Consider the following 23,845-nt stretch of genomic DNA (forward strand, 5'->3'; position numbering starts at 1 on the left):
GCAAGGCGGCGAATATTAACATGAAGAACAAATAGAACATCGCAACAATTCCATATACAAACACTCGCTAACTTCACTTAATTTCACAAAATGAAAAAACCTCCGCGGCTGCGGAGGTTTCATTTATTGATCTGCGACAATCTTGTATTTCTTATGTGAAATTACGGTCATGTTGGAAGCAGCGCCGATTTCCTTGGCGTCTTCTGGTGAAATCTCGACGATCACCGAGTTGTCCATAATTTTGAAGATGGTTCCGTTAACGTCGACGCCATTGCGGGTGAATGAAATCCATTCGCCGATTTTGCGGGCCGCTACAAATTCAGATACTTCTTTTTCATGGGGTTGAAATGCCATAGTTATCCACGCCTCTCTATAATGAAAACATTATCTTTCTATTATAGCATAAATTTATGGTAAATTCACCTGTTTCAATTACTCATATAAATGACACGCGACGTAATGGCCGGGCTCTTTTTCCTGCCATGCCGGCTTTTTCTCTGCGCAAATGCTCATCGCATGTGGACAGCGAGTCCGGAACACGCAGCCGCTCGGTGGATCGATCGGGCTTGGCAATTCGCCTTCCAAGATGACACGTTCCCGGGCTTCTTCGATATCGGGGTCGGGAATCGGAATCGCAGACAGCAAGGCTTCCGTATAAGGATGAAGCGGCTTCTCATACAACTGGTCGGCCGTTGTCAGTTCGACCATATGCCCGAGGTACATTACACCAATGCGGTCTGATATATATTTGACCATGCTCAGGTCATGGGCGATGAACAAATACGTCAGCCCTTTTTCCTTCTGCAGCTTTTGCAGAAGCATGACGACTTGCGCTTGGACTGATACATCTAGTGCCGAGATCGGTTCGTCCGCAATGATGAAATCCGGGTCGAGTGATAAAGCCCGCGCGATGCCGATACGCTGTCTTTGCCCACCCGAGAATTCATGCGGATAGCGGTTGGCATGGTCGCGGTTCAATCCGACATCTTCGAGCAATTGGTGGACACGCGCCTGCAATTCCTTTTTATTCTTATACAGCCCGTGGACTTGCATCGGTTCGGCGATAATTTCGAAAACAGTCGAACGCGGGTTGAGCGACGCATATGGATCCTGGAAAATCATCTGCATATTGCGCAAGTAATCGAAGCGGTCTTTTTCGGACATTTTATGGATATCGACGCCGTCGTATTCGACTTTGCCATCTGTCGAGCTGTATAAGCCCATGATGGTCCGGCCCGCTGTTGACTTGCCGCAGCCTGATTCTCCTACGAGCCCAAAGGTTTCGCCGCGCTTGATATCAAATGAAATACCGTCGACCGCTTTTAACGTTGTGTCTTTGCCGAGGTCAAAATGGCGCTTGAGTTCCTGTACAGACAATAAAGTTTCGTTCGTCATGTTGTTTCCTCCTGAGTAAATCTGCGGACGGCACATAATTCCTTGTCATAGACCGTGCCTTCGAGACGAGTGATTTCAATGGCTTTGCCGGATGTCGGTGAATGGATCATCATGCCATCGCCGTAATAAATGCCGACGTGATGAAGTTTGCCTAATCCTTCTTCGTAAGCGAAGAACAAAAGATCGCCTGTTTGCCAAGCAGCAGAATCAAGACGGTCGATTTCTACGCCTTCCACAGACTGGTCTCCTGCATCCCGCGATATGTAGTAGCCGTTCGCTTTCAGCATATGATGGGAAAATCCGGAACAATCATAGCCAAGGCTCGACATGCCGCCCCAGAAGTACTGCAATCCCAAGAATCGTTCTGCTTCGTTTACGATCGACTGGCCGTTCCCAAGCGGAATCTGTTCAGGCGCCGGGACGAGCTGAACGTGCTTAGCTTCTATAAATGCATCACCATCCGGCGTATGGACATGGACATGCGTTTCGTTCGCATCTTTGACCGGCAACAGGCTGTTGAAGGGAAGCTGTGCGATCGGCCGGCGCTCTAGCGTCCATAATTGCGCTTTATCAGCGGATACACGTGCGTAGCTTCGATCTGCAACTGAGTCAATTTCTTTTAGATGTGCTACTGGCAACCACCCTGGATAGCCGCGCCCGTCTTTATGAGACGGCTGCCAAGGAGCAATGATCTTCGCCCACGTGCCGTCGATTTCTTCTATTAAAACAGGCTCTCCGTAAAGCAGTTGCGTCTGCAGGCGGTTGCTTACAGTGAGGTCCTTGGTTTGCTGCTGGTCCATCGCTTCACGCCATTTATTGATGTTCGGCATGTCTGCAACGCCGTGGGCATCCACGTCCCGCACTTTATCGGGATGGGTCCAGACGCTCGTCACCGGAACGCGGCAAACCCAAGTCGTCGATTGTGTCTGTGCCATGTTATCCTCTCCGTTCGCGTAAAGTTTCCAGGAACCGCTCCGCATCGATGCCAAGCCCTGGCTCATCTGAAAAGCGGATGGCTTTGCCGCTGTATTGGATGCCGCCTGGCAAGAGGTCCTCTTTCAGCATAAGCGGCGCATCAAAATCAAAACGTGTAATGTTCGGCTGGCTTGCCGCAAAATGGGCAGCCGCGGACAGGCCGAGTTTCGTTTCGATCATGCTGCCGGTCATGCACGGCACGCCAAAAGCCTCAGCGAGTGCATTGATTTTCATTGCGCGGTGGATGCCGCCCGCTTTCATCAATTTGATATTGATCAAGTCTGCTGCGCGCAATTCCAACACGCGTTTTGCATCAACCGATGAAAAGACGCTCTCGTCCGCCATGATTGGTGTCAATGTATTGTCCGTAACGAATTTCATGCCTTCGATGTCATGTGCCGGAACCGGCTGCTCGATCAATTCGATATTGAACCCGGCGTTTTCCATCTGGTTGATGATGCGCACCGCCGATTTTGGATCCCAGCCTTGGTTGGCGTCTAAGCGCAGTGTGACTGTATTCCCGACACGCTCCCGGATGGCCTGGATTCGCTTCAGGTCCTGTTCAGGGGTATCGATGCCGACTTTCACTTTCAGAACCGTAAATCCTTGCTGCTCATAGTCTGCCGCATCTTGCGCCATTTCTTCAGGAGCATTGACCGAAACCGTGTAATCGGTCCCGATCGATTCACGGTAGCCGCCGAGAAACTGTGTCAAGGGCATGCCGGCTTGCTGAGCGATCAAATCATAAAGTGCCATATCCACCGCCGCTTTGGCGCTGGTGTTGCCGACGAGCGTCTTGTGAAGCTTCTCGAAAAGCTGTTCACGGCGCCTCACGTCCATCCCGATTAACCCCGCTCCAATCACATGGACAGCGCGTTCGATGCTATCCAAGGTTTCACCCGTAATGACATGGGTCGGCGGCGCTTCGCCGAAACCGGAGCGGCCGTCTTGCGTCGTCAAATGAACGATGACCGCTTCAGCCGCTTCCACAGTTCGGAGCGCTGTCTTGAACGGCTTTTTTAAAGGAACGGCTATCCGGTAAGTCTCGATAGACGCTAAAACCGGCATATCACTCGACCCCCGGCAGGATCGTCAAGGTTTTCGCATCGGCATCGAGACGGGCTTTTACGCCGAGCGGCACGGAGAAATGCGGTTCGCAATGGCCAATCTTGAAGCCTTTCACAACTGGCACGTCCAAGTCTTTAAAGTAATCATCCAATACTTGCGCGAGCGTCCACGATTGTTCTGGCTTTTTCGGTTCAGCGTTTTTGAAATCGCCGATGACAATGCCGGCCACTTGCTCGAACTTGCGCGCCATTTTCAGCTGATTGAGCATTTCGTCCACTTGATACGGTTCTTCGCCTGTGTCTTCAATCAACAAGATCTTGTCTTTCGTGTCGATTTCAAACTTCGTCCCAAGCGTCCCGCGAATCAACGATAGGTTACCCCCTACTAGTTCGCCGTCTGCCATACCGCTTGCTAAAGTTTCAAGCTCGGAGATGGTTTCGTCGTAATGCAATTCGAACGGCTGGAACATCTGTCCGAACATGCGGCCACTACGCTCGTGGAATTCCGGTTTTCCGACATCCGATGCCAGCATCGGCCCGTGGAAGGTTACCAATTCTGCATACATGCCGATTGCATTATGTAAAAATGTCACATCTGAGTAGCCCCAGAAAATCTTCGGGTTTTCTTTGATCATCGCGTAATCGATCCGGTCCGCATAGCGTGCGGCTCCATATCCCCCGCCAGCGCAAATGATGCCTTTCACTTCCGGGTCTTCGAACATGGCATGCAGATCTGCCAAGCGTTCGTCATCCGTTCCGGCAAGATAGCCGTTTTTCGCTTCGACCGATTTGCCCATTTTCACTTTCAACCCTAATTCTTCTAAAAACGGTAAAGCCTTTTTCAAATTCTCTAAATTTGGCGGGCTTGATGGCGAAATGATGCCCACCGTATCCCCTTTTTGCAATCGTTTTGGCATTGTGCGCATATTGCTCACTCCTCTTGTTTTCTGTTCTTCACTCATTAAAACTACCAGTTTTCCTCAGTGAAAAACAGAAAAGCGCGGCGCCTGGCCGCGCTTCTGTTTTTTCAGGTGATTACGGCCGTGGAACGGGCGTGATCGCTTTTAGTCATTTCCAGCTCTCACGCCCAACTCCTCGGGTCATAAGCCACTTCCACTGTGCGGCAAAGAGCGCCGCATTGCTGGTCTGTCTTACGCCTGTCAGAGCTGAACGGAGGCAGTCGCTTTTATTCATATCCAGTTTCAGCGGCCTGCCTCTCGGGTCATAAGCCATCTTCCCTTTGCGGCAAAGAACGCCGCTTCGGGAATTTGTCTTATGCCTGTCGAGGGCCCGCCGGAAGCGGGTCAGCTAAGCGTTGCGACAGGACGTCGCGCACTTAGCTTAGCATCGACTCGGCCGCTTCAGCTTTTAATTTTTATCCGCATTCTTCAAATCGATGTACCCAACCGGGTGGCGAAGGATGCCTTCGACGCCTTCTTTTTGCAGCTGGACTTGGTTATAGAAATGGATTGGGAAGATCGGCATTTCGTCCATTAGGATTTTTTCTGCTTCGATGAGCATTTCCCAACGTGCTGCAGAGTCTGTTTCTGCTTTTGCGTCAGCGATGAGCTTATCGAATTCTTCGTTGGACCATTGAGTACGGTTCATGGAAGAATCAGTGATGAAGCTTTCGAGCGCGTTGATCGGGTCAGCATAATCATGGATGAATGAGCTGCGCGACAATTGGTATTTGAATTCTTTTTGTTCTGTCAAGAAGACGCTCGCTTCAACATTTTGAAGTTCAACATCTACACCCAAAGCGGTCTTGAATTGATCTTGCAATGTTTCAGCAATGTTCTGGTGTGATTCGCTTGTTGAGTAAGTGATGGTGACTGGCGGCAATTCATCCCAGCCTTCTTCTTCCATGCCTTCTTCAAGCAATTGCTTCGCTTTGTCAGCGTCGAATTTCACCAATTCGCCCGCTTCATCACGGAATTCCTGGCCATTCGGCCCTTCAAATCCGTAAGAAACAAAACCATAGGCCGGTTTCTCACCGTTTTTCGTCACGTATTGGACGATATCATCTTGATTGACCGCATAAGCGAATGCTTGGCGGACTTTTTTATTCGTAAATGGCTCTTCTTCTACATTGTAACGGTAGAAATAAGTACCGGCCTGATCAAGTACGGTAAGTTCCGGAGAATCCTGCAATTGTTCGGACATTTCAGCTGGAACGCTCGATACGTCCAGTTCCCCCGCTTCATACATTTGGTATTCAGTGTTCGGGTCGTTGACCATTGCCCAGTGGACTTTATCCAAGTTCACGTTTTCAGCATCCCAATACTCTTCGTTCTTTTCAAAGACGAAATCTTCGTCATGGCTCCAAGAAGCCAAGTTGAACGGCCCGTTGCCGACAAAGCTATCCGCTTCTGTGTGCCAGTCTGGATTTTCAGTAGCTGTCGCTTCGTGAATCGGGAAGAAGCTTGGGTTGGTGATGATGTTCAAGAACGCTTCTGTCGGTTCCGTCAATTTCACGACGAAGGTTTTGTCGTCTTCTGCAGAAATCGCAACATCTTCTACAGCGCCTTCTCCGTTGTTGTACGCTTCTGCGCCTTCAATGAAGTAAGCAAGGAAAGCTGCCGGAGATGCAGTTTCCGGGTCTAGCATGTGCTGCCAAGCGAATACGAAATCGCCAGCTGTAACCGGTTCGCCGTTCGACCAGTTAGCATCTTCACGGATATTGAATGTGTACGTCAAACCGTCTTCAGAGACGTCGATTGATTCAGCTGTCGCTTCGACCGGCTGAGATGATTCATCAAGACGTGTCAAACCTTCCATCAAATTATTCAAAGCGCTCCATGATACGGCGTTAAAGCCAATTGATGGATCAAATGAAGTCGGTTCTTCCGCGTTATTCATAAACAATGTTTTTTCCCCGCCAGAATCAGCAGTGCCTTCTTCGCCTGAATCGGTGCTTGTGTCTTCTCCCGCGTCTTCGCTTGCCGTACAAGCTGCGAGAACGAACACGAACATCGCCATCAGAAACAATACGAGCCATTTCTTCATGTGTTTTCCCCCTAATGTTTTCTTTTTATCACACTTCAACGGTCCGTAAGACTCCCACTTTTACAAGCGGGAGATTCACGGTCCCTAAAAGTCTGATTGGATCAACTAACAATCAGTGGGATAAGAAAAACCCCCACTGATTGAAGTTTCTCTTTATGTGAATGCGCAAATGCGCCCCCAGCCAAATTCATCTTGCAAAAGCCTGTTCGTCGATCAATTTTTGAGCCCGCGGATCCTGCAGCCAGCAATCCACTTTATGGGTTTCGGATAAAGCCGTTACTTCTGGATAGACATTCGTACAGACGTCCATCGAAAACGGGCAACGCGCTGCAAATGGGCAGCCAGCCGGCGGTGCGAACAGATCAGGCGGTGTGCCGTCGATTGGTTTCAGTTCCCCGCCGGCGAGGTCGAGCCGCGGCACGGAAGTCAGCAAGCCTTGCGTATACGGATGCTGCGGATTGTAGAAAATCTCGCGCTTGTCGCCGGTTTCAATCACTTTGCCGGCATACATGACTGCGATGCGATCGGCAATTTTTGCGACGACGCCGAGGTCGTGCGTGATCAAGATGATCGACACGCCGGTTTTCGCTTGGATTTCTTCAAATAATTCCAGAATCTGCGCTTGGATCGTCACATCGAGCGCAGTCGTCGGCTCATCGGCAATCAATAATTCCGGCTCGCAGATCAAGGCGATCGCAATGACGATACGCTGGCGCATGCCCCCAGAGAATTGGTGAGGATATTGCTTCAGCCGCTCATCCGGATTCGGAATGCCGACCAGCTTGAGCATATCGATGGCCCGTTCCTTCGCTTCCGCTTTGCTCAAGTTCTTGTGCTGTTTGACACCTTCTGTCAATTGCTCGCCGATTGTTAAAGTCGGGTTGAGCGCGGTCATCGGATCCTGGAAAATCATTGAGATGTCGACGCCTTGGATTTTGCGCATTTCTTTCTTCGATAATTTAGTGAGATCCTGTGTTTTGAAATGAACGCCTTTGGAACTGATTTTTCCGGGCGGCTGCTGGATCAAGCCCATGATCGCATTGGATGTCACTGATTTGCCGCAGCCTGATTCTCCGACGATCGCCAAAGTTTCTCCTTTATACAGATCGAAATTGACGCCGCGCACAGCCTGTACGGTTCCTCCGTATGTATTGAAGGTCACGTGCAGATCCTGTACGGAAAGGATGCGCTCGTCTGTAACGGTTTTGCGTTTTTTCGGTTTTACAATCTTGCCGCGTTTGCCGGTATGGTCGACCGCATCGAGATCCGCACCATCTTCCAGGCGGGTACGAGCCAACTCTTCAGCTATCTGCTTTCCTGTCATGTCTTCACTTCCTCATCTTCGGATCGAGTGCATCTTGCAGCCCGTCTCCAAGTACGTTAAATGCGAACATCGTCAATGAAATAAATAATGCCGGGAAGAACAAGCGCCACCAGTCGCCGGTAATGATGACTGGCAAAGCGTCATTCGCCATGACGCCCCAACTTGCAAACGGCGCCTGGATTCCAAGGCCAAGGAAGCTCAAGAACGCTTCAGCAAAAATGGCACTCGGCACAGTCAAAGTCATTTGCACGATGATCGGCCCCATCGAGTTTGGGATCAAGTTCTTGCGAATGATACGCGGTGTTTTCGCCCCGAACGATTTCGAAGCGGTAACAAATTCGTAGTTTTTCACTTGCAGCACCTGTCCCCTGACAATTCGGGCCATGCCGACCCAGCCGGTAATGGTGAGCGCGAGGATGATCGTCCATAAAGACGGCCCCATCACGACAAGTAGCAAGATAACTACGAGCAAGTAAGGCAAGCCGTAAAGAATTTCGATGATGCGCATCATGATGCCATCGGTTTTGCCACCTTTATAGCCGGCGATGCCGCCATAGACGATGCCGATGACAAAGTCGATCAATGCGGCCATCAAGCCGACGAATAAAGAAATGCGCGCTCCGTACCAAGTGCGGGTAAAGACGTCGCGCCCCGCTTCATCGGTTCCGAACCAATGCGTTGCGCTCGGCGGCTGGTTTTGGTTCGGCAAGTCTTGTGTAGTGACGGAATGCGGCGAGAAAACAGGACCGAATATCGCCATCACAGCGAGCAGGGCCAGGAAAATCAAGCCGAGCATCGCCAGTTTATTTTGCTTTAGCCTGCGCCAGGCGTCTTTCCAATAAGAAAGCGATGGGCGCACGACGGCTTCTTTTTCATCTCCACTTTTATCGGAAGGGCGGAACCATTCATCACGGACCTGAGTCATCACACATCACCTTCTTTCTTGTGGAGCTTGATGCGCGGATCCAATATGCCGTAGACGATATCGACCAAAAACAGCATGAAAATCAAGAACGCACTATAGAATACTGTAGTGCCCATGATGACCGGATAATCGCGGTTGTTGATCGAATCGACAAAGTATTTGCCCATTCCCGGAATCGCGAAAATCTTCTCGATGACAAAAGTTCCGGTTAAAATACCGGCAAGCAAAGTGCCCATGATCGTCACGACCGGCATTAAAGCATTGCGCAGCGCATGCCGCAAAACGATGCGCATCGGCTTGATGCCTTTGGCGCGCGCCATTTTAATATAATCCTGCGTCAGCACCTCGAGCATGCTCGAGCGCGTCAGGCGAGCGATGATCGCCATCGGTCCGGTTGCCAGCGCCAGCACCGGCAGCACCATATGCATCGGGCTGGTCCAGGTCGCGGGCGGGAACAGATTCCAGTTGACTGCTAGCTGCTGGATCAGCACCGTTGCGAGTACAAAGTTCGGGATCGAGATCCCGACGACCGCAAAAGCCATCGCGGCGTAATCAATCATTTTATTATGCCGCAGCGCAGCCATCGTCCCTAGAATGATTCCCGAGACGACCGCCACAAGAATGGTGATAATCCCAAGTTCGAAGGAAATCGGAAAGCCTCTCGCCAACAGTTCGTTAACGGTGCGGTTCGGGTCTTTGATCGACGGCCCGAAATCGAACGTGACTATCGATTGCATATAACTCAAATATTGAATATGTAGCGGCTGATCGAGCTTGTAGAAGCGCTCTAGATTTGCCTGCACCGTCTCGTTCGTATTGCGGTCGCTTTCAAGCGGCGAACCCGGAACGGCGTGCATGAGGAAAAACGTCAGTGTCGCGATGATGAAAATCGTCACAAGCATCATCAAAAATCGTTTGAATATGTATTTGCCCATTGTTTCTTCCCCCTAACAGAACTTCGCTTGCATCGCCAGTTCTGTCATGACCAGCATGGCGCGATAAGCTTCCAGTATGTTTTGTGCTTCGTAACGGACGATCGTCGTTCCTTCTTCGATGCGAGTGCCCGGCATCATCGCAGCAAGCTCCGCTTCGCCGTAATTGGTGAATTCCATGCGAAGTGTCGGTTGCTCCGGCGGCACGAGCGGTTTCACACGATCTTTGTGTTGGATCGCTTCCTGCGTTTTCTCACGCAGCAGCCGCTGCGCTTTTTTCGGGTGCAGTGTTTTCACTGCAGAACGCGTCAAGGTTTCTTTGACGGCGACTGTCGTGACGCCCGGAATGAGCGTTTCCGCTTCCCTGCACGCGCAGTCATCTCCCGCTACCATCAAGACCGGTACGCCGTAGTAACCTGCGACGTACGCATTCAAGCCGAGCTCGCCGACTTCGACGTCATCAATCCACATCGACCGGACGCCGAAAATCATGGCGTGCGACATGACGCCTTTTTGGCCGGCGCGTGCATGATAACCTGCAAAAAAGGCGCCTGTGTAGCTATCGTCTAAGCCTTCGACCATCGAAAATGCTTTAACGCCGCCTGTTATGAGTTCCGCTTCTTCGTGAAGGTCTTCAGCGATCAAATTGTTCATCTTGGAATGCGAGTCGTTGACGAGAAACGCTTCCGCGCCTGAATCGAACGCACCATGAATGATGGCGTTGGCATCACCCGTCATGAGGCGCCGGCCTCTTTCATAATTCGCTTCCTTTGAATCCACATATGTATAATCCGGAAGTGCTGTCACGCCTTCCATGTCCATCGACAAGTAAAATTTCATGCTGCATAATTCCCCTTTGTTTGTCTTATTCGGAATATTTTTGAAACTTTATATGTACTAATGTAGCAATATTGTAAGAATATTTCAATATAATTTTTTATTCAAAATCTTACCTTTCTTATGCAGCTGGCTGGTAATATCCATTCAAAACAGCCGAATTACTCGCTTGTTCCTGCTATTTCGTGCATATTCATTGCATGAAATTGCGGCCCAGTTTGTCAGATGCATTAATAATCGCCGTCCGCACAATTTTTTACCCCTTTTACACAATCCTCGGGACCTCTTAATTGACGGCTTTGAATGCAATGAAGTTCTCTATTTATTTTAATTTTTAGAATATTTGGTAATTTAGTCTCATGCATTTTCTTCCAGTCCCTTATACACTGTAAATAAGTTATAAATAGTTCAACCGAACACTATAACTGGCAAACAGGGTTTCCCGACAATCAGAGAAGGAGCGGATCATCATGAATAATTTCGAAAAAGTACTGGAGATGCAATGGGGAGATCTTGCGCTGGGCGTGACGGGTTCTGCAGTCGTAATGTTGGCACTCAATTACTTCATGCTCATGTAGAAAGGAGCACCATATGATTTCCAAATATACGTAAAAGCCCTTTTCCGATAGACGGAAAAGGGCTTTTTGCTGTTTTCTTCCATATAAAAACGCCTGCTCTCGTATTCAGGGGCAGGCGTTTCTTATCCATAGGCTGTTGTATGCTTCATCATAGACCTCCATCGAGTAATTGTTTTTGCTGGGACAGCAGCTTCTCAAACAGTTCCTTATCCCCCGCGGCTAATGCCTGGTCGATCATGCGGTTGAAGTTTTCCTGCTCCAGGAACTGGATTGCTTCGGTCGCTTCTTTCTTTGTTTGTTCGTTCACTTCGATCAATTCCGCCCTTTCTTCCTTCAATATGCTCTGAAGGTGTGTGTGAATGTCTGAGACCAGCAGCAATTGGTAGAGCGGCAAACGGATAAAGCGGTTCCCTTTCTGGAATACAAAGACTTCGGAAAGGTTTTCTACTTGGAAGGTATTCAAATTGACGATGATTTCCTTCCCTTCAACAGGGATGAAATGAAACACTTCATCATCTTTCAGAATCGAAAAATATTGATAGGCGAACACAAACTTGATGCGGTGCCCTTCTCTCTTTGTATAAAACGGCTTCATCAGTTTTACATGCAACATCTGACTCCCCTCCTTATATTTCAGAATATTCTGCTTACGTAAATCATACCATAAATTGGTCGATACGGATAGAAATAAGTGTGGATAAACGATGGCATTTTCGCTTCTTTTTCCTTCTTCGTTTACTGTCTTGCCACAAAGCCGTATAATAGAAGGAAATGTTTTTATTTGGGGCGATGCAAATGGCTACGGTTTTATCCTTAGCGAAACAATATGAAGATACGATCCACAATTATATGGCTGCTATCGACAAGTCGCTTCATCCTACGCGTGCGCTGGACGAGGAAATGGTTCGAAAAGCAGTCTTTTTAGTGCGCCACGACGGCGTACAAATACATTCATTCAATGAAGAACGCCTGCTGCTTGAAGCGAGCGTCAAAGATGCCCATTCGGTAAAAGTGGTGCTCAATTTCGGAAAACTAGCTGCCGTCTGTGCTTGCCCGCAGGAAACAAACTGCCGTCACCGTTTGGCGGTCATTTTTTCGCTCTACCAAAAAATCGACTCGCTTTCCGAATGGGTCGCGAAATGGCGTGATAAGGAGAATGAGAAATTGTCGACACTGACGAACAAACGCTCACCCGATCAATGGGAAGCACTAATCCGCAGCACGTGGCGCGAACCGATCAATGATTACGTCACGCGCAATTACTTCTATTTTGAGCAATTATACGAAGGGCGCTTAAAAAATGCCCTGTCCTTCATGCCACTCGAGCGTGAATGGAAAACTTTATATAAAACCTATGCCCACCTGATTTCATTGACAGAAGTATGGGAGACGTTCAGCGCGGGCACAAAAGAAGTGCATCACTCTTTCTTTAAAACCTGGTTTGCGGACGAATTGCATGCACTGCGTGACATGCTTGGCCAATTACGCGGCTTGCACCGCACGTTTGAATCGGACGCTTTCTTCACCCATTTGCGTGAACTGGTGCGCGAATTTGCGGAAACGAACGACGATTCGTTTTCGGAACGCTTTGAAATCTATCAGCTGTTCTGGACCGAATTATTCATCAGCAGGCGCGAACGGCTGAGCGGGCTTGAAGAATTCCGCCGCCCGGACGAACGGGTCAAAGCATTTTTCGCTTTGCTGCTCGGAAACGAAGTCTCTCCCGGCAACATTACGCCGGGCGCTGCAGCTGACTGGGTCAAACTCGCCGTGCTGGCTGAAGAAGAAGGCCATCAACAAGGGCTCTCCGCAATCTTAATGGCCATCAAGCCGCATGTTCGGACATTCCTCTTTGACGGATTGTTTACGCAGTACCGCCACCACTATGTCCGGGTATTGAGCCGCCTGTATTCATTGATCGATTTGACGGAAGAAGATTGGGAAGATTTGTTTACGCAGTTCGGCCATTACGGCCTGCCTGCCTATTCCGCCTACCTCGTCGAAAAAGGCATGTACAAGCAATGGGCGGAACTTCACCAGCTTCATAATTCCCCACTGTATTTTGCAGAGGAATGCGGATTGAAAGAAGTGCATAACGCCGCTCCTGATTTCGCGCTGCCGCTGTACCACCGCTACGCGTTGCAGCATCTCGAAGAACGCAGCCGGACAAGCTATAAACAAGCGGTCCGTGTATGGAAGAAGATGAAAGCCGCGTGCAAGAAAAGCGGACAGATGCCATTTTGGAACGATTACATGAATGAAATCCAACATCGCTATAAACGCTTGCGCGCACTCCAGGAAGAGATCGAGAAAGGAAAGCTGTTATGAATCAATTCCAAACCGAAGGAAGCCGTACGTATTATTTAAAAATAGAACAGTCGGACGTGTTCCGGCTTCAGGCTTATAACGACAGCGGCAACCGGATCCCTCCGGAAATCTGGTCGCCATTTTTGTTTTTCGCCGATAAGGACAGCTTTTTCGGCATGAACGTCCAGACAGATGGCTTAGACCTGTTATTGACGCCAGCCGATTTTGTCCGTTTGTTCCAGCAGGACCCCCATCATTATGTCCAGTTTTCCGGGCGCCGCCTGCAAGACGAAGCTTGGCTAAAACTTGCGCGCCGCGTCGCCGATTCCTTGAACGATTCCGCCTTATGGCAGCACGTTCAAGTCGAAGATGGCGTCATTTCCATTGATTCGGCATATGGCGATGCGGAAATCCGCTCGTTCTTGACTGATACCATTGGGCATCAACTGCGCCAAAAAGGACTCACTTCCGCCCAATTGCCATACCTTTTGCATTTCGTCGAACATGCCGGCTGGGACGGGCTTGAACCAGCGGATGATTATGTCCTCGCGATGCAATTGACCGAACCGGACGACAGCGGCTTATGGGCATTCCGGACAGCGCTGCGCACTAAACGCGGGAGCGCATATTGGACGCCTTCTAAACGCCGTGAAAATGAAGTAATCGAAAAAGTGCTGCCTGAAAAATGGCGTGATCATGCGCGTGACATTCAAGAGCGCCAAAGCTTGATCCTCAGCCTATGCCCTTCTGTCGACCGATACGAGGCGGACCAAATGTATATCGCCCGCTGGACCGATGCGGAAGTGTTGAACTTCCTCCGCAACGATGCCGACTTATTGCAGGCATTTGGCGTGGAAGTATCGATACCTTCCTGGCTGCAAGCTGTTCAGGAATCGAAAGTGCGCGTTAAAGCAAACGTCACTTCCCCGGCGAAAAAAGCATCCGTCGTCGGCTTGGATCAAATCATTAGCTTCGACTGGAAATTCTCGCTCAATGGCGTTGAGTTGAGCATGCAGGATTTCGAGCAGCTAGTGACGGAAAATCGTGAATTTATCCGTGTCGGCAACGAATGGGTGCGCGTCGACTCCAACCTGTTGATGCAGTTGCGCCAAATGATTGAAGAAGCGGAAGACGCCGATTGGACGCTGAAAGACATGCTGTTCCATAATGTACCAGACGTCATGCTCGAAGAACCGGGCGAAGAAGACGATCCGCTCGTCGAGTTTCATTTGAATAAATCTTTGAAGATCCTGCTCGACAAATTGCTCGATAAACGCGACTTGCCGGAAACGCCATTGCCGGAGAACTTGATGACCGAATTGCGCCCTTACCAGAAGACCGGATTCGATTATTTAACTTTCATGCGCGAGGAAGGCTTTGGTTTGTGCCTTGCAGATGATATGGGGCTCGGCAAGACAGTGCAGTTGATCGCCTATTTGCTTCACGTGCACAGCGAAAAGCCGAAACAGCCGTCGCTCATCATTTGCCCGACGTCAGTTCTCGGCAACTGGCAAAAGGAGTTGGAGCGTTTTGCGCCTGATTTGAAAGTGGCGACGCATTACGGCAGCAACCGCCCGAAAGGCCAGGCCTTCTTGGACTCGCTTGCGGCGGAACAGCCAGACGTCGTGTTGTCGACATACGGCATCGCTTCGTCTGATAGTGTCGAAATCCAATCAATCACATGGACGAGCATCACGCTCGATGAAGCGCAAAATATCAAGAACATGTACACGAAACAATCGCGGACGATCCGCAAGTTCAAAGGGCAGCATCATATTGCCCTGACCGGTACACCGATCGAGAACCGATTGTCTGAACTGTGGTCGATTTTTGATTTCATCAATAAAGGCTACCTGTACCGCATTAAGCAGTTCCAGGAAGCCTTTATGGTGCCGATTGAACGGGATGATTCCGAGGCGGCCAAAGAAAAACTGCGGCAGCGCATTCAGCCATTCTTGCTTCGCCGGACCAAAAAAGATCCCGAACTACAGCTTAATTTACCTGAAAAACTGGAGCAATTGGAATATTGCCCACTCACGCCAGAGCAAGCCGCGCTGTATGAGGGGCTGGTGCAGGATACGGTGCAGAAGATGGGGACGCTCACAGGCTTCGAGAAAAAAGGCCTCGTCCTGAAAATGCTCAGCAAGCTGAAACAGTTGTGCAATCACCCGTCCCTTTATCTAAAAGAGCCGTATACGACTGCAGACGAATTATTGCCTCGCTCCCAAAAACTTGAGCGTATCGTGACACTTGCGGGGGAAATCGCGGAACGCGGGGAGCAATGCTTGATCTTTACGCAGTACATCGGAATGGGCCATCTGCTGCAGCAGGCGCTGAATGAACTATACGGCCATGAAGTGCCATTTTTGACCGGACAGATGCCAAAAAATCAGCGTGATTCATTGGTCGCTGCATTCCAGAATGGCGAATTTCCGATTTTCATCCTATCCCTGAAAGCAGGGGGAACCGGGCTCAACTTGACGGCTGCTACGCATGTATTGCACGCGGACCGTTGGTGGAACCCGGCTGTGGAAAACCAGGCGACTGACCGTGCTTACCGCATCGGCCAAACGCAATTTGTCCATGTCCACAAATTTGTGACGATCGGGACAATCGAAGAGAAAATCGATTCATTACTTACGCAGAAGCAATCGATGTCGGACCAGTTTATCCAATCCAGCCAATGGATGACGGAACTGTCCGATGACGAACTGAAGGAATTGTTCACGTATAGCTTCTAAAAAATCCGGCCAGGACCCCACCTGGACGGATTTTTTCTTTTGGACAGCGATCATCAGTTTTTCTCGCCTGTGGCGAAGACCCGTTTCAATTCTGACAGCTCCCGCTCCGCTTCGATCATGCGCTGATGGAGCGATGCGGTCAGTTTGATCAATTGCTCCATATGGACTTCCAATTGGAGCTGAAGTTCTTTCGGCATTCCACTTGCCTCCTTATGCGTCAACTGTTCACCTGCTCAGTTTCGGGCGGTTGAAAATCGAACTCCGCACTAGAATCCGTTTCCGTCCGCTTGGGGATGAGATCATCTGAGGGCTTTCGTTTATCGAGGAAACGTACTTGGTCGCCGATCACTTCCGTTACATAGACGCGAGAGCCATCTTCCTTATCGTAATGGCGTGATTGGATTCTTCCCGTAATGGCGACTTGCGAACCTTTCATGCAATACTTGGCGACGTTTTGGGCTGTCCGGCCCCATGTGGAGCAAAGGACATAATCGCTTTCGATTTCACCACGCTGATTTCTAAAGTTGCGGGAAATGGCCACGACGAAGGTAGTATGTACACGCCCTTCCCCCAGCACCCGCATCGACGGGTCTTTCGTTAATCGTCCTACAATGCCTACTTGATTCATTGATTTCACCCCCTGCCGGACAAGCCGATTCAGCTGCTGGCTTATGGCCTGCCTGCTGTCCTGCCGGTAATAAAAGCATACTAAGACCGCCATTTCCTTGGCAATGTGGGAAATCGCGAATTTGAAAGGATTTCGGGCATCATTTGCGGAATTCTGAAAAGGGCAAAAAAAATTTCCGAACATTTCGCTGCGTGAACTACAGCTTTTCTTGAACAGCAAGCCGGTATGCAAAATCGTCATTTTGTTGCAATGCATTTTTTTCCATAGACATTCGCCGGGTATTTCTCCGCTATGCTATACTAAAACAAAGCTTTATCTGGAGGGAATTGCATGAAAACCTTTAAAATGCTGTCGCTCGCTGTTGTAGACGGAGAACAATTGGTAGATTACCCGCTTCATGACGGCCTGATCATCAACCAGGAAAACGCTCAGCGTTCATGGGTTCTGGAACTGCTGGTGGACGAAAAGCATGAATCCGTTTTTCTCGATATGAAACAAAGCGGTAAAGTGCATGATGTCAAAGTCGTCATTTCCTATCCTGGAAACGAACCGGCCACGTTTGAAGTAATTATCCATGCCGTCAAGCCGATTGGCGGACACGTCTCTGTGTTGATGAAAGGGACATTGAAACGGGCGCGCCGCAAATACGCTGAAACTTTATTGTCGGAGCTATTGGAAGATGGGCTCGAAGGACAAGAACTGCTTGATCGTTTCGAAAGCGATATGCGGGAACGGCCGGTATTGCGAAAAGACGAAAGCAAATCCATATAACAAAAAACTGCCTCCCGCAGCCGAATTGGCTGCGGGAGGCAGTTTTGTTTAGCATCTTATTTTTCCTGGACTGGCCCAAGCGCGAATAAAATGTCACATTCACAAGCAATTTCGCCATCTACTGTCGCAATGGCATGTCCTTTGCCCATAGAACCGCGCAGGCGCGTCAATTCCACTTCCAAGCGCAATTGATCACCTGGCGTGACTTGGCGCTTGAAGCGGCAATTATCAATGCCTGTGAAGAAGGCTAAGCGGCCTTTGTTTTCTTCCATTTGAAGAACAGCAGCTGCTCCGACCTGTGCCAGCGCTTCAACGATCAAGACGCCCGGCATTACAGGATAACCCGGAAAATGGCCGTTAAAGAAATCTTCATTGGCGGTGACGTTTTTCAGCCCGACCGCTTTTTTCCCCGCTTCGATTTCAATGATTCGATCGACCATCAAAAATGGATAGCGGTGAGGCAAAATTGCCTGTACTTGTTCTGTCGTCAACATAGTTTCCATTCCCTTCTACATATACTGCTAGTGTCCAATCAGGCTTTATCGCTTGCTGATCATGTGACGCCGCGCATGATATCAAAGATGTGCTGCCAGGTTTCCCATTTCAGTGCATCTCCCGCATTGCCATCTCCAATGACGCCGTATCCGATCATAGCGCCTAGTGCTGCCATAACGACGAGAAGCGCAATGACCAAAAGAATGCGCAGCCAAATCGGAAACATGCGAATTTGCACCCAACGTGTTTTCTTTTGCGGCTTTTCATGTTGCGTATTCGGTTTATCTGGCTGAGTCGAGCCAACTTTTCGTGATTGTGCCATTGCTATGTCAACCTTTCTTCTTTAAATGCCCAAAGCCATACAAGTTACTTCACTATCTGCCATTATACTAAAAAGCTAGGGCTGTGGAACAAAAATTTGAACTTTATCTCCTTGAACGGAAAATATCCTGTTTCGCTTCGAGCATTTTTCCGGTTCCGAGCACAACGCATTCTTTCGGATGTTCCGCAATGGCGACCGGGATGCCAAGACGCTCTGCCAACAGCCGGTCCAACCCGCCAAGCAAAGCTCCCCCGCCAGTCAGCACCCCGCCACGATCGATGATATCCGATGCCAGTTCAGGCGGCGTTTGTTCGAGCACCACGCGCACGCCTTCTGCAACTTGCTCGACCGATTCACGCAAAGCTTCCGTAATTTCCTGCGCTTTCAATGTGACTGTCCGCGGATAACCCGTCAGCATGTCACGCCCTCGGATGTCCATCGTGGCTTGTTGATCGCCGCCGAGCGACCCAAATTCGACTTTCAGTTTCTCGGCTGTCCGTTCTCCAATCAGCAATTTGTGTTTCTTTTTGATGTAATTGAGGATGTCCAGGTCAAAATGATCGCCTGCTACTTTTAAGGTTACGCTTTTGACGATTTCCCCCATCGACAAAACCGCAATATCGGAAGTTCCCCCGCCGATATCGATGACGAGGCTCGCATCTGCCTGATAAATATCAAGCCCTGCGCCGATCGCCGCTACTTTCGGCTCCACTTCGACGTAGACTTTTCGCGCGCCCGCTTTTTCCGCCACTTCGCGAATGGCCTTCTGTTCGATGCTCGTGATATTCGCCGGACAACAGATGAGGATGCGCGGCTTCATCATAAAGCCTTTCAGTTTCAGTACTTGGATAAAATGCTTGAGCATCAATTCCGTAATATCAAAATCATGGATGACCCCGTCTTTTAATGGGCGAATAACGGCAATATGCTGGGGTGTGCGGCCCATCATCTTCTGCGCTTCCGTTCCGACGGCGATCAGTTCATTGGATTTTTTATCGACTGCTACTACGGACGGCTCGTTTAAAATGATGCCTTTGCCTTTTACATAGATCAGCACATTGGCTGTTCCGAGATCGATGCCTATATCTTTCGAAAACATTACGCCGTCCCCTTCCTTTGTTCTGCGATGTTGAGTGGAGTTCAGTTTTCTAAACAACTCAATAATACAAATCTTTTATATCAGATGAATAGCCATGTATCAAAGAGTGGAAGACGGCGACTCCTGCGGGAATAGCGCGAGCTGAAGACCCTGGACTGAGCGTGAGCGAGGGAAGCGGCTGAAGCCGTGCCCGCGGAAAGCGTCCGTCTGGAGCGATTTTACCATTCTTCACTCTTTCTAATGTTCTAATTCAATTTGTCTAGTTAAAATCTTATCATAATCCTGCAACAGCTGACAAAATTCTCCGAAAATACTTTCACACTGTTTTTCTACGAAAAAAACCTGCCGCTCAATTGTGCGACAGGCCTTTAATCTTATGAAGTATGAGTCCTGATGAATTAAACCATTTGCTCTTCTTTTACTTCGCTTGTTTCAGTCGATACGCGTTCAATGTCTGCTCCTAGAGCTTCCAGCTTCAAGTGGAAATCAACATATCCGCGGTCTAAATGATAGAGTTCGTGTACACGTGTAATGCCTTCTGCAGCCAGTCCAGCCAAGATCAATGCAGCAGCTGCACGTAGATCGGTCGCTGAAACTTGCGCACCTTGCAATTTAGAAGGGCCTTCCATGATAACTGAACGGCCTTCAATCTTAACGGATGCATTCATCCGGCGGAATTCCTCAACGTGCATGAAGCGGTTTTCAAAAACCGTTTCAGTCAAAATGCCACTGCCTTGTGCCGTCAGCATCAATGACATCATTTGCGACTGCATGTCTGTCGGGAAGCCTGGATGCGGCATCGTCTTGATGTCGATCGAACGAAGCGGGCGTGTCGCACGGACGCGCAAGCCTTCATCCGTTTCTTGGATATCGACTCCCATTTCGCCCATTTTCGAGATCAAGGCAGCCATATGTTCCGGAACTGCGTTTTCAATGATAACGTCGCCTTCAGTGATGGCAGCTGCCACCATGAATGTTCCAGCTTCTACACGGTCAGGAATGATCGAGTGATTCGAACCGTGAAGAGTTTCCACGCCTTCGATGCGCATTGTGTCTGTACCAGCGCCTTTGACTTTACCGCCCATTTCGTTGATATAATTCGCTAGGTCAACGATTTCCGGCTCTTTCGCTGCGTTTTCGATGATTGTTACACCGTCTGCAAGCGCTGCGGCTGACATAATGTTCTCTGTCGCACCGACACTTGGGAAGTCGAGATAGATTTTAGCACCGCGCAAACGGCCATCCGTTTTGGCTTCAACAAAGCCGTTGCCAAACGTGATGTTCGCTCCCATTGCTTCAAAGCCTTTTAGGTGCTGATCGATCGGACGGGATCCGATTGCGCAGCCGCCTGGCAAAGCGACACGGGCAAATACGTTGCGTGCAAGTACCGGCCCCATGACGAGAATAGATGCGCGCATTTTGCGGACATATTCGAACTGTGCTTCACTCGATAGTTGTGAAGATGCATCGATGTGCATTTCATTTTTTTCCGGGAAATATTCGATGTCGACATTCAAACTTCTCAATACTTCCTGAATAGTGTAGACATCTGCAAGATTCGGCACTTCGGTAATGAAGCTCTTTCCTTCGCTTGCAAGAAGCGCGCCTGCCAATACTGGCAGTACTGCGTTCTTAGCTCCTTCTACCCGTACTTTCCCTGTTAATTTCTTTCCGCCTTTAACGATGATATGATCCAAAGCATAGCCCTCCATGTGTTTAATAGTCCCTTATTTATACAGCTCTCACGTATATTTTCACATTTAATAATCTCTGTAGTTTATGGTAGTAAAAAATGAAAACCTTATCTATAATACCTTGTTTTTTGATAAGAAACAAGCATTACAAGGCTTTCTTATCAAAAACTCAATATACCCCATGTTGTTCGCATGTATAGGTATTTTTATGTCCGTGGCGAAAAAAGAAATATTACAAATTGATTACAGTTAGTTGTTTCCCCACTTCAATAGAAATAAACCATTAGACAGTGAATATTTCCCGGGAAATAGTAAAACATTGCCGATTTGCCATAGGAACGGCATGTATCCGCATTACCATGGCAAATCGGCCATGCTAAAATAGGTACGGCAATTGCCTAGACCATGCCGAAATTTCCAAAAAGAAGTTGGAGACGGACGTCCCGATCACAATGCTCAAAAATATGTACAAAATCTGTGCTTGCAATACATGATGTTTCGCTATCCATTTATCGAACATCACAGCCCGTAAGGCGTAAAAAGAAACGCCAGTGAAAAAGATATGGCTGATGATTGAAATCAATGCCTGCTGTCCGATGTATAATTCCACTCTACACTCTCCTTTCGTCTCATATCGTATTTGTTGAAACCCCTGCTGTTAGTATAGCTGAAATCATTTCATATGGCATAAAACTTCATGAGTTTTTCGTGAAATCTTGCCCATTTTCCAATAAAAAAGACGGACGGAAGCGAATCGCTTCCGTCCGTCCCATTTTATTAAATGTTACCCTCATAAACGTTGATACGATTCATCGCACGTTTTAACGCCAATTCCGCGCGTTTGTAGTCGATCTCATCTTTTCTTGCCTGAAGAAGTGCTTCAGCACGTTTTGCAGATTCCTGCGCACGCGCCAAGTCGATCTCAGTCGCAGTTTCTGCTGATTGAGCAAGAATCGTCACTTTTTCAGGGCGGATTTCAAGGAACCCACCGCTTACAGCGACCAATTCCGTCGAGTTTTCTTTCTTTAACCGGACTGCGCCGATTCCAAGAGGAGCTACTGTCGGAATGTGACCAGGCAAAACGCCCATCTCACCGGTTGCTGTAACTGCAATCACCATAGAAACTTCTGAATCGTATACTGGGCCGTCGGGAGTGACAATATTGACTGTAATGGTCTTCATTTTTTTCCCTCCTGGTCCCTGATTTTAGACTTGTACGCCCATGCCTTTGGCTTTTTCGATAACTTCTTCGATGCGGCCGACTAGGCGGAAAGCATCTTCCGGAAGATGATCGTATTTGCCTGCAAGGATTTCCTGGAAGCCTTTGATCGTTTCCTGAACTGGAACATACGAGCCTTTTTGGCCAGTGAACTGTTCAGCAACGTGGAAGTTTTGAGACAAGAAGTTTTGGACGCGGCGTGCACGGTTAACCGTCAGCTTGTCCTCATCGCTCAATTCGTCCATACCAAGGATCGCAATGATATCCTGAAGCTCTCTGTAACGCTGCAAAGTTTCTTGAACCTGACGGGAAACACCGTAATGTTCCGCGCCGACGATTTCAGGAGACAATGCGCGAGAAGTAGAAGCCAGTGGATCCACCGCTGGGTAGATACCCATCTCAGAAAGTTTACGCTCAAGGTTAGTTGTTGCATCAAGGTGGGCAAACGTTGTTGCCGGAGCCGGATCCGTATAGTCATCGGCTGGAACATAGATTGCTTGGATCGATGTTACAGAACCAGCACTTGTTGTTGTGATACGCTCTTGCAATTGACCCATTTCAGTCGCAAGTGTCGGCTGGTAACCAACCGCTGATGGCATACGGCCAAGAAGGGCGGATACTTCAGAACCTGCTTGCGTGAAGCGGAAAATGTTATCGATGAACAAAAGAACATCTGCGCCTTGCTCATCACGGAAGTATTCAGCCATTGTCAAACCTGTCAAAGCAACACGCATACGTGCGCCAGGCGGCTCGTTCATCTGGCCGAAGACCATTGAAGTTTTCTTGATAACGCCGGATTCGCTCATCTCGTGGAACAAGTCGTTTCCTTCGCGTGTACGCTCGCCAACACCAGCGAATACAGAAAGACCGCCGTGTTCTTGTGCGATGTTGTTGATCAATTCCTGGATCAAAACAGTTTTACCTACACCGGCACCACCGAAGAGGCCGATTTTACCGCCTTTGATGTAAGGGGCAAGCAAGTCAACAACTTTGATACCAGTTTCAAGAATTTCAACTTCAGTGGAAAGGTGCTCAAACGTAGGAGCTGAACGGTGAATCGGGTCGCGGCGTTCTGATGCCGGGATTTCCTCACCCAAGTCGATTACTTCACCAAGTACGTTGAATACTCGGCCAAGTGTAACATCTCCGACAGGAACAGAAATTGCTCTGCCCAAATCGGTTACTGCTGAACCGCGCTGCAATCCGTCAGTGGATTCCATTGCGATGGTACGAACTGTGTCGTCGCCAAGGTGCAAAGCTACTTCAAGAGTCAAAGTAGTTTGAGCTTGATTGGGACGATCAATATTAACGGTTAGGGCGTTGTAGATCGCTGGAAGTTGGCCATTGGAAAACTTAACGTCTACAACCGGACCCATAACCTGAAGAACGTGTCCTGTGTTCATGCTGTTCCCTCCTGTCTTACTTTTATTGAACCTATTTAAAGCTCGAGCGGCTTTATCGGCCGCTTTCGCTTTCGCTTTTCTTTGTGTCTAGTCTCCGGAAGCCAGATTCTCGGGTCATAAGCCAACT

Annotated in this window: 23 protein-coding genes; 3 read left to right on the forward strand and 20 right to left on the reverse strand. The window is 49.0% G+C overall.

All coding sequences use genetic code 11. The features are described 5' to 3' along the window. Positions 1–123 precede the first annotated feature (123 nt). The 11 genes from AUC31_RS11865 to AUC31_RS11915 form a co-directional block, all read right to left on the reverse strand. The gene (locus AUC31_RS11865; protein WP_058382988.1) at positions 124–354 is read right to left on the reverse strand and encodes a DUF2187 family protein; all 231 of its coding nucleotides are present in this window, start codon (positions 352–354) and stop codon (positions 124–126) included. Positions 355–432: 78 nt separating this feature from the next. Next, positions 433–1,395 carry an ABC transporter ATP-binding protein gene (locus tag AUC31_RS11870; RefSeq protein ID WP_058382987.1) on the reverse strand — a complete coding sequence of 321 codons (963 nt, stop codon included), beginning with the start codon at positions 1,393–1,395 and terminating at the stop codon, positions 433–435. Continuing rightward, positions 1,392–2,330 carry a C40 family peptidase gene (locus AUC31_RS11875; protein ID WP_058382986.1) on the reverse strand — a complete coding sequence of 313 codons (939 nt, stop codon included), beginning with the start codon at positions 2,328–2,330 and terminating at the stop codon, positions 1,392–1,394. Before AUC31_RS11875 ends, AUC31_RS11870 begins: the two co-directional genes overlap by 4 nt. A gap of 1 nt (position 2,331) precedes the next feature. Beyond that, entirely contained in the window at positions 2,332–3,438 is a 1,107-nt protein-coding gene (locus AUC31_RS11880) for a mandelate racemase/muconate lactonizing enzyme family protein (protein ID WP_058382985.1), read from the reverse strand. Position 3,439: 1 nt separating this feature from the next. Then, entirely contained in the window at positions 3,440–4,363 is a 924-nt protein-coding gene (locus AUC31_RS11885) for a S66 peptidase family protein (protein WP_058382984.1), read from the reverse strand. A gap of 442 nt (positions 4,364–4,805) precedes the next feature. Further along, a complete protein-coding gene (locus AUC31_RS11890) occupies positions 4,806–6,443 on the reverse strand; it encodes a peptide ABC transporter substrate-binding protein (protein WP_058382983.1) in 1,638 nt (545 codons plus the stop codon). A 187-nt stretch (positions 6,444–6,630) separates the two neighbouring features. Then, on the reverse strand, positions 6,631–7,767 hold the full coding sequence (locus AUC31_RS11895; protein ID WP_083509181.1) for an ABC transporter ATP-binding protein: 1,137 nt from the start codon (positions 7,765–7,767) through the stop codon (positions 6,631–6,633). A 4-nt stretch (positions 7,768–7,771) separates the two neighbouring features. Beyond that, positions 7,772–8,692: an ABC transporter permease gene (locus AUC31_RS11900; protein ID WP_058382982.1), complete on the reverse strand. Its 921-nt coding sequence runs from the start codon at positions 8,690–8,692 to the stop codon at positions 7,772–7,774. After that, the gene (locus AUC31_RS11905) at positions 8,692–9,627 is read right to left on the reverse strand and encodes an ABC transporter permease (protein ID WP_058382981.1); all 936 of its coding nucleotides are present in this window, start codon (positions 9,625–9,627) and stop codon (positions 8,692–8,694) included. Before AUC31_RS11905 ends, AUC31_RS11900 begins: the two co-directional genes overlap by 1 nt. Positions 9,628–9,639: 12 nt before the next feature. After that, positions 9,640–10,464, reverse strand: coding sequence for a M55 family metallopeptidase (locus AUC31_RS11910; protein ID WP_058382980.1), 825 nt, complete (start codon positions 10,462–10,464; stop codon positions 9,640–9,642). A gap of 723 nt (positions 10,465–11,187) precedes the next feature. After that, on the reverse strand, positions 11,188–11,652 hold the full coding sequence (locus tag AUC31_RS11915) for a hypothetical protein (protein WP_058382979.1): 465 nt from the start codon (positions 11,650–11,652) through the stop codon (positions 11,188–11,190). Between the two features lie 182 nt (positions 11,653–11,834). Between AUC31_RS11915 and AUC31_RS11920 the strand changes: the two genes are divergently transcribed. Further along, positions 11,835–13,367: a hypothetical protein gene (locus AUC31_RS11920; protein WP_058383798.1), complete on the forward strand. Its 1,533-nt coding sequence runs from the start codon at positions 11,835–11,837 to the stop codon at positions 13,365–13,367. Then, positions 13,364–16,087 carry a DEAD/DEAH box helicase gene (locus AUC31_RS11925; protein WP_058382978.1) on the forward strand — a complete coding sequence of 908 codons (2,724 nt, stop codon included), beginning with the start codon at positions 13,364–13,366 and terminating at the stop codon, positions 16,085–16,087. The genes AUC31_RS11920 and AUC31_RS11925 overlap by 4 nt, the downstream gene beginning before the upstream one ends. Before the next feature lie 53 nt (positions 16,088–16,140). Here AUC31_RS11925 and AUC31_RS17885 read toward each other — a convergent pair whose 3' ends face one another. Both AUC31_RS17885 and AUC31_RS11930 read right to left on the reverse strand, forming a co-directional pair. Further along, complete coding sequence (locus tag AUC31_RS17885; RefSeq protein ID WP_167358041.1) at positions 16,141–16,284, reverse strand: hypothetical protein; 144 nt, start codon at positions 16,282–16,284, stop codon at positions 16,141–16,143. Between the two features lie 20 nt (positions 16,285–16,304). Continuing rightward, positions 16,305–16,715 carry a single-stranded DNA-binding protein gene (locus tag AUC31_RS11930; RefSeq protein ID WP_083509241.1) on the reverse strand — a complete coding sequence of 137 codons (411 nt, stop codon included), beginning with the start codon at positions 16,713–16,715 and terminating at the stop codon, positions 16,305–16,307. A 330-nt stretch (positions 16,716–17,045) separates the two neighbouring features. Between AUC31_RS11930 and AUC31_RS11935 the strand changes: the two genes are divergently transcribed. Continuing rightward, entirely contained in the window at positions 17,046–17,486 is a 441-nt protein-coding gene (locus AUC31_RS11935) for a YwpF family protein (RefSeq protein WP_058382977.1), read from the forward strand. 56 nt (positions 17,487–17,542) lie between these two features. Here the strand turns inward: AUC31_RS11935 and fabZ are convergent, their stop codons facing one another. The 7 genes from fabZ to atpD all read right to left on the reverse strand — a co-directional run bounded on the left by fabZ (position 17,543) and on the right by atpD (position 23,718). Further along, positions 17,543–17,980: a 3-hydroxyacyl-ACP dehydratase FabZ gene (gene fabZ, locus AUC31_RS11940; RefSeq protein ID WP_058382976.1), complete on the reverse strand. Its 438-nt coding sequence runs from the start codon at positions 17,978–17,980 to the stop codon at positions 17,543–17,545. A gap of 59 nt (positions 17,981–18,039) precedes the next feature. Next, positions 18,040–18,303 (reverse strand): DNA-directed RNA polymerase subunit beta, encoded by a 264-nt coding sequence (locus AUC31_RS11945; RefSeq protein WP_058382975.1) that lies wholly within the window; start codon positions 18,301–18,303, stop codon positions 18,040–18,042. Between the two features lie 103 nt (positions 18,304–18,406). After that, on the reverse strand, positions 18,407–19,402 hold the full coding sequence (gene mreB / locus AUC31_RS11950; protein WP_058382974.1) for a rod shape-determining protein MreB: 996 nt from the start codon (positions 19,400–19,402) through the stop codon (positions 18,407–18,409). A 398-nt stretch (positions 19,403–19,800) separates the two neighbouring features. Continuing rightward, positions 19,801–21,099, reverse strand: coding sequence for a UDP-N-acetylglucosamine 1-carboxyvinyltransferase (gene murA, locus AUC31_RS11955; RefSeq protein ID WP_058382973.1), 1,299 nt, complete (start codon positions 21,097–21,099; stop codon positions 19,801–19,803). A 373-nt stretch (positions 21,100–21,472) separates the two neighbouring features. Next, positions 21,473–21,706 (reverse strand): DUF1146 family protein, encoded by a 234-nt coding sequence (locus tag AUC31_RS11960; RefSeq protein WP_058382972.1) that lies wholly within the window; start codon positions 21,704–21,706, stop codon positions 21,473–21,475. A gap of 167 nt (positions 21,707–21,873) precedes the next feature. Then, positions 21,874–22,278 (reverse strand): F0F1 ATP synthase subunit epsilon, encoded by a 405-nt coding sequence (locus AUC31_RS11965; protein ID WP_058382971.1) that lies wholly within the window; start codon positions 22,276–22,278, stop codon positions 21,874–21,876. 24 nt (positions 22,279–22,302) lie between these two features. Beyond that, positions 22,303–23,718 (reverse strand): F0F1 ATP synthase subunit beta, encoded by a 1,416-nt coding sequence (atpD, locus tag AUC31_RS11970; protein ID WP_058382970.1) that lies wholly within the window; start codon positions 23,716–23,718, stop codon positions 22,303–22,305. Positions 23,719–23,845: the final 127 nt, after the last annotated feature.

This window comes from Planococcus rifietoensis (assembly GCF_001465795.2).
Taxonomy (GTDB): domain Bacteria; phylum Bacillota; class Bacilli; order Bacillales_A; family Planococcaceae; genus Planococcus; species Planococcus rifietoensis.

Coding starts and splice junctions, on each gene's coding strand:
- AUC31_RS11865 (WP_058382988.1), bottom strand. CDS start 354: ATGGCATTTCAACCCCATGAAAAAGAAGTATCTGAATTTGTAGCGGCC.
- AUC31_RS11870 (WP_058382987.1), bottom strand. CDS start 1,395: ATGACGAACGAAACTTTATTGTCTGTACAGGAACTCAAGCGCCATTTT.
- AUC31_RS11875 (WP_058382986.1), bottom strand. CDS start 2,330: ATGGCACAGACACAATCGACGACTTGGGTTTGCCGCGTTCCGGTGACG.
- AUC31_RS11880 (WP_058382985.1), bottom strand. CDS start 3,438: ATGCCGGTTTTAGCGTCTATCGAGACTTACCGGATAGCCGTTCCTTTA.
- AUC31_RS11885 (WP_058382984.1), bottom strand. CDS start 4,363: ATGCGCACAATGCCAAAACGATTGCAAAAAGGGGATACGGTGGGCATC.
- AUC31_RS11890 (WP_058382983.1), bottom strand. CDS start 6,443: ATGAAGAAATGGCTCGTATTGTTTCTGATGGCGATGTTCGTGTTCGTT.
- AUC31_RS11895 (WP_083509181.1), bottom strand. CDS start 7,767: ATGACAGGAAAGCAGATAGCTGAAGAGTTGGCTCGTACCCGCCTGGAA.
- AUC31_RS11900 (WP_058382982.1), bottom strand. CDS start 8,692: ATGACTCAGGTCCGTGATGAATGGTTCCGCCCTTCCGATAAAAGTGGA.
- AUC31_RS11905 (WP_058382981.1), bottom strand. CDS start 9,627: ATGGGCAAATACATATTCAAACGATTTTTGATGATGCTTGTGACGATT.
- AUC31_RS11910 (WP_058382980.1), bottom strand. CDS start 10,464: ATGAAATTTTACTTGTCGATGGACATGGAAGGCGTGACAGCACTTCCG.
- AUC31_RS11915 (WP_058382979.1), bottom strand. CDS start 11,652: ATGTTGCATGTAAAACTGATGAAGCCGTTTTATACAAAGAGAGAAGGG.
- AUC31_RS11920 (WP_058383798.1), top strand. CDS start 11,835: ATGGCTACGGTTTTATCCTTAGCGAAACAATATGAAGATACGATCCAC.
- AUC31_RS11925 (WP_058382978.1), top strand. CDS start 13,364: ATGAATCAATTCCAAACCGAAGGAAGCCGTACGTATTATTTAAAAATA.
- AUC31_RS17885 (WP_167358041.1), bottom strand. CDS start 16,284: ATGCCGAAAGAACTTCAGCTCCAATTGGAAGTCCATATGGAGCAATTG.
- AUC31_RS11930 (WP_083509241.1), bottom strand. CDS start 16,715: ATGAATCAAGTAGGCATTGTAGGACGATTAACGAAAGACCCGTCGATG.
- AUC31_RS11935 (WP_058382977.1), top strand. CDS start 17,046: ATGAAAACCTTTAAAATGCTGTCGCTCGCTGTTGTAGACGGAGAACAA.
- fabZ (WP_058382976.1), bottom strand. CDS start 17,980: ATGTTGACGACAGAACAAGTACAGGCAATTTTGCCTCACCGCTATCCA.
- AUC31_RS11945 (WP_058382975.1), bottom strand. CDS start 18,303: ATGGCACAATCACGAAAAGTTGGCTCGACTCAGCCAGATAAACCGAAT.
- mreB (WP_058382974.1), bottom strand. CDS start 19,402: ATGTTTTCGAAAGATATAGGCATCGATCTCGGAACAGCCAATGTGCTG.
- AUC31_RS11965 (WP_058382971.1), bottom strand. CDS start 22,278: ATGAAGACCATTACAGTCAATATTGTCACTCCCGACGGCCCAGTATAC.
- atpD (WP_058382970.1), bottom strand. CDS start 23,718: ATGAACACAGGACACGTTCTTCAGGTTATGGGTCCGGTTGTAGACGTT.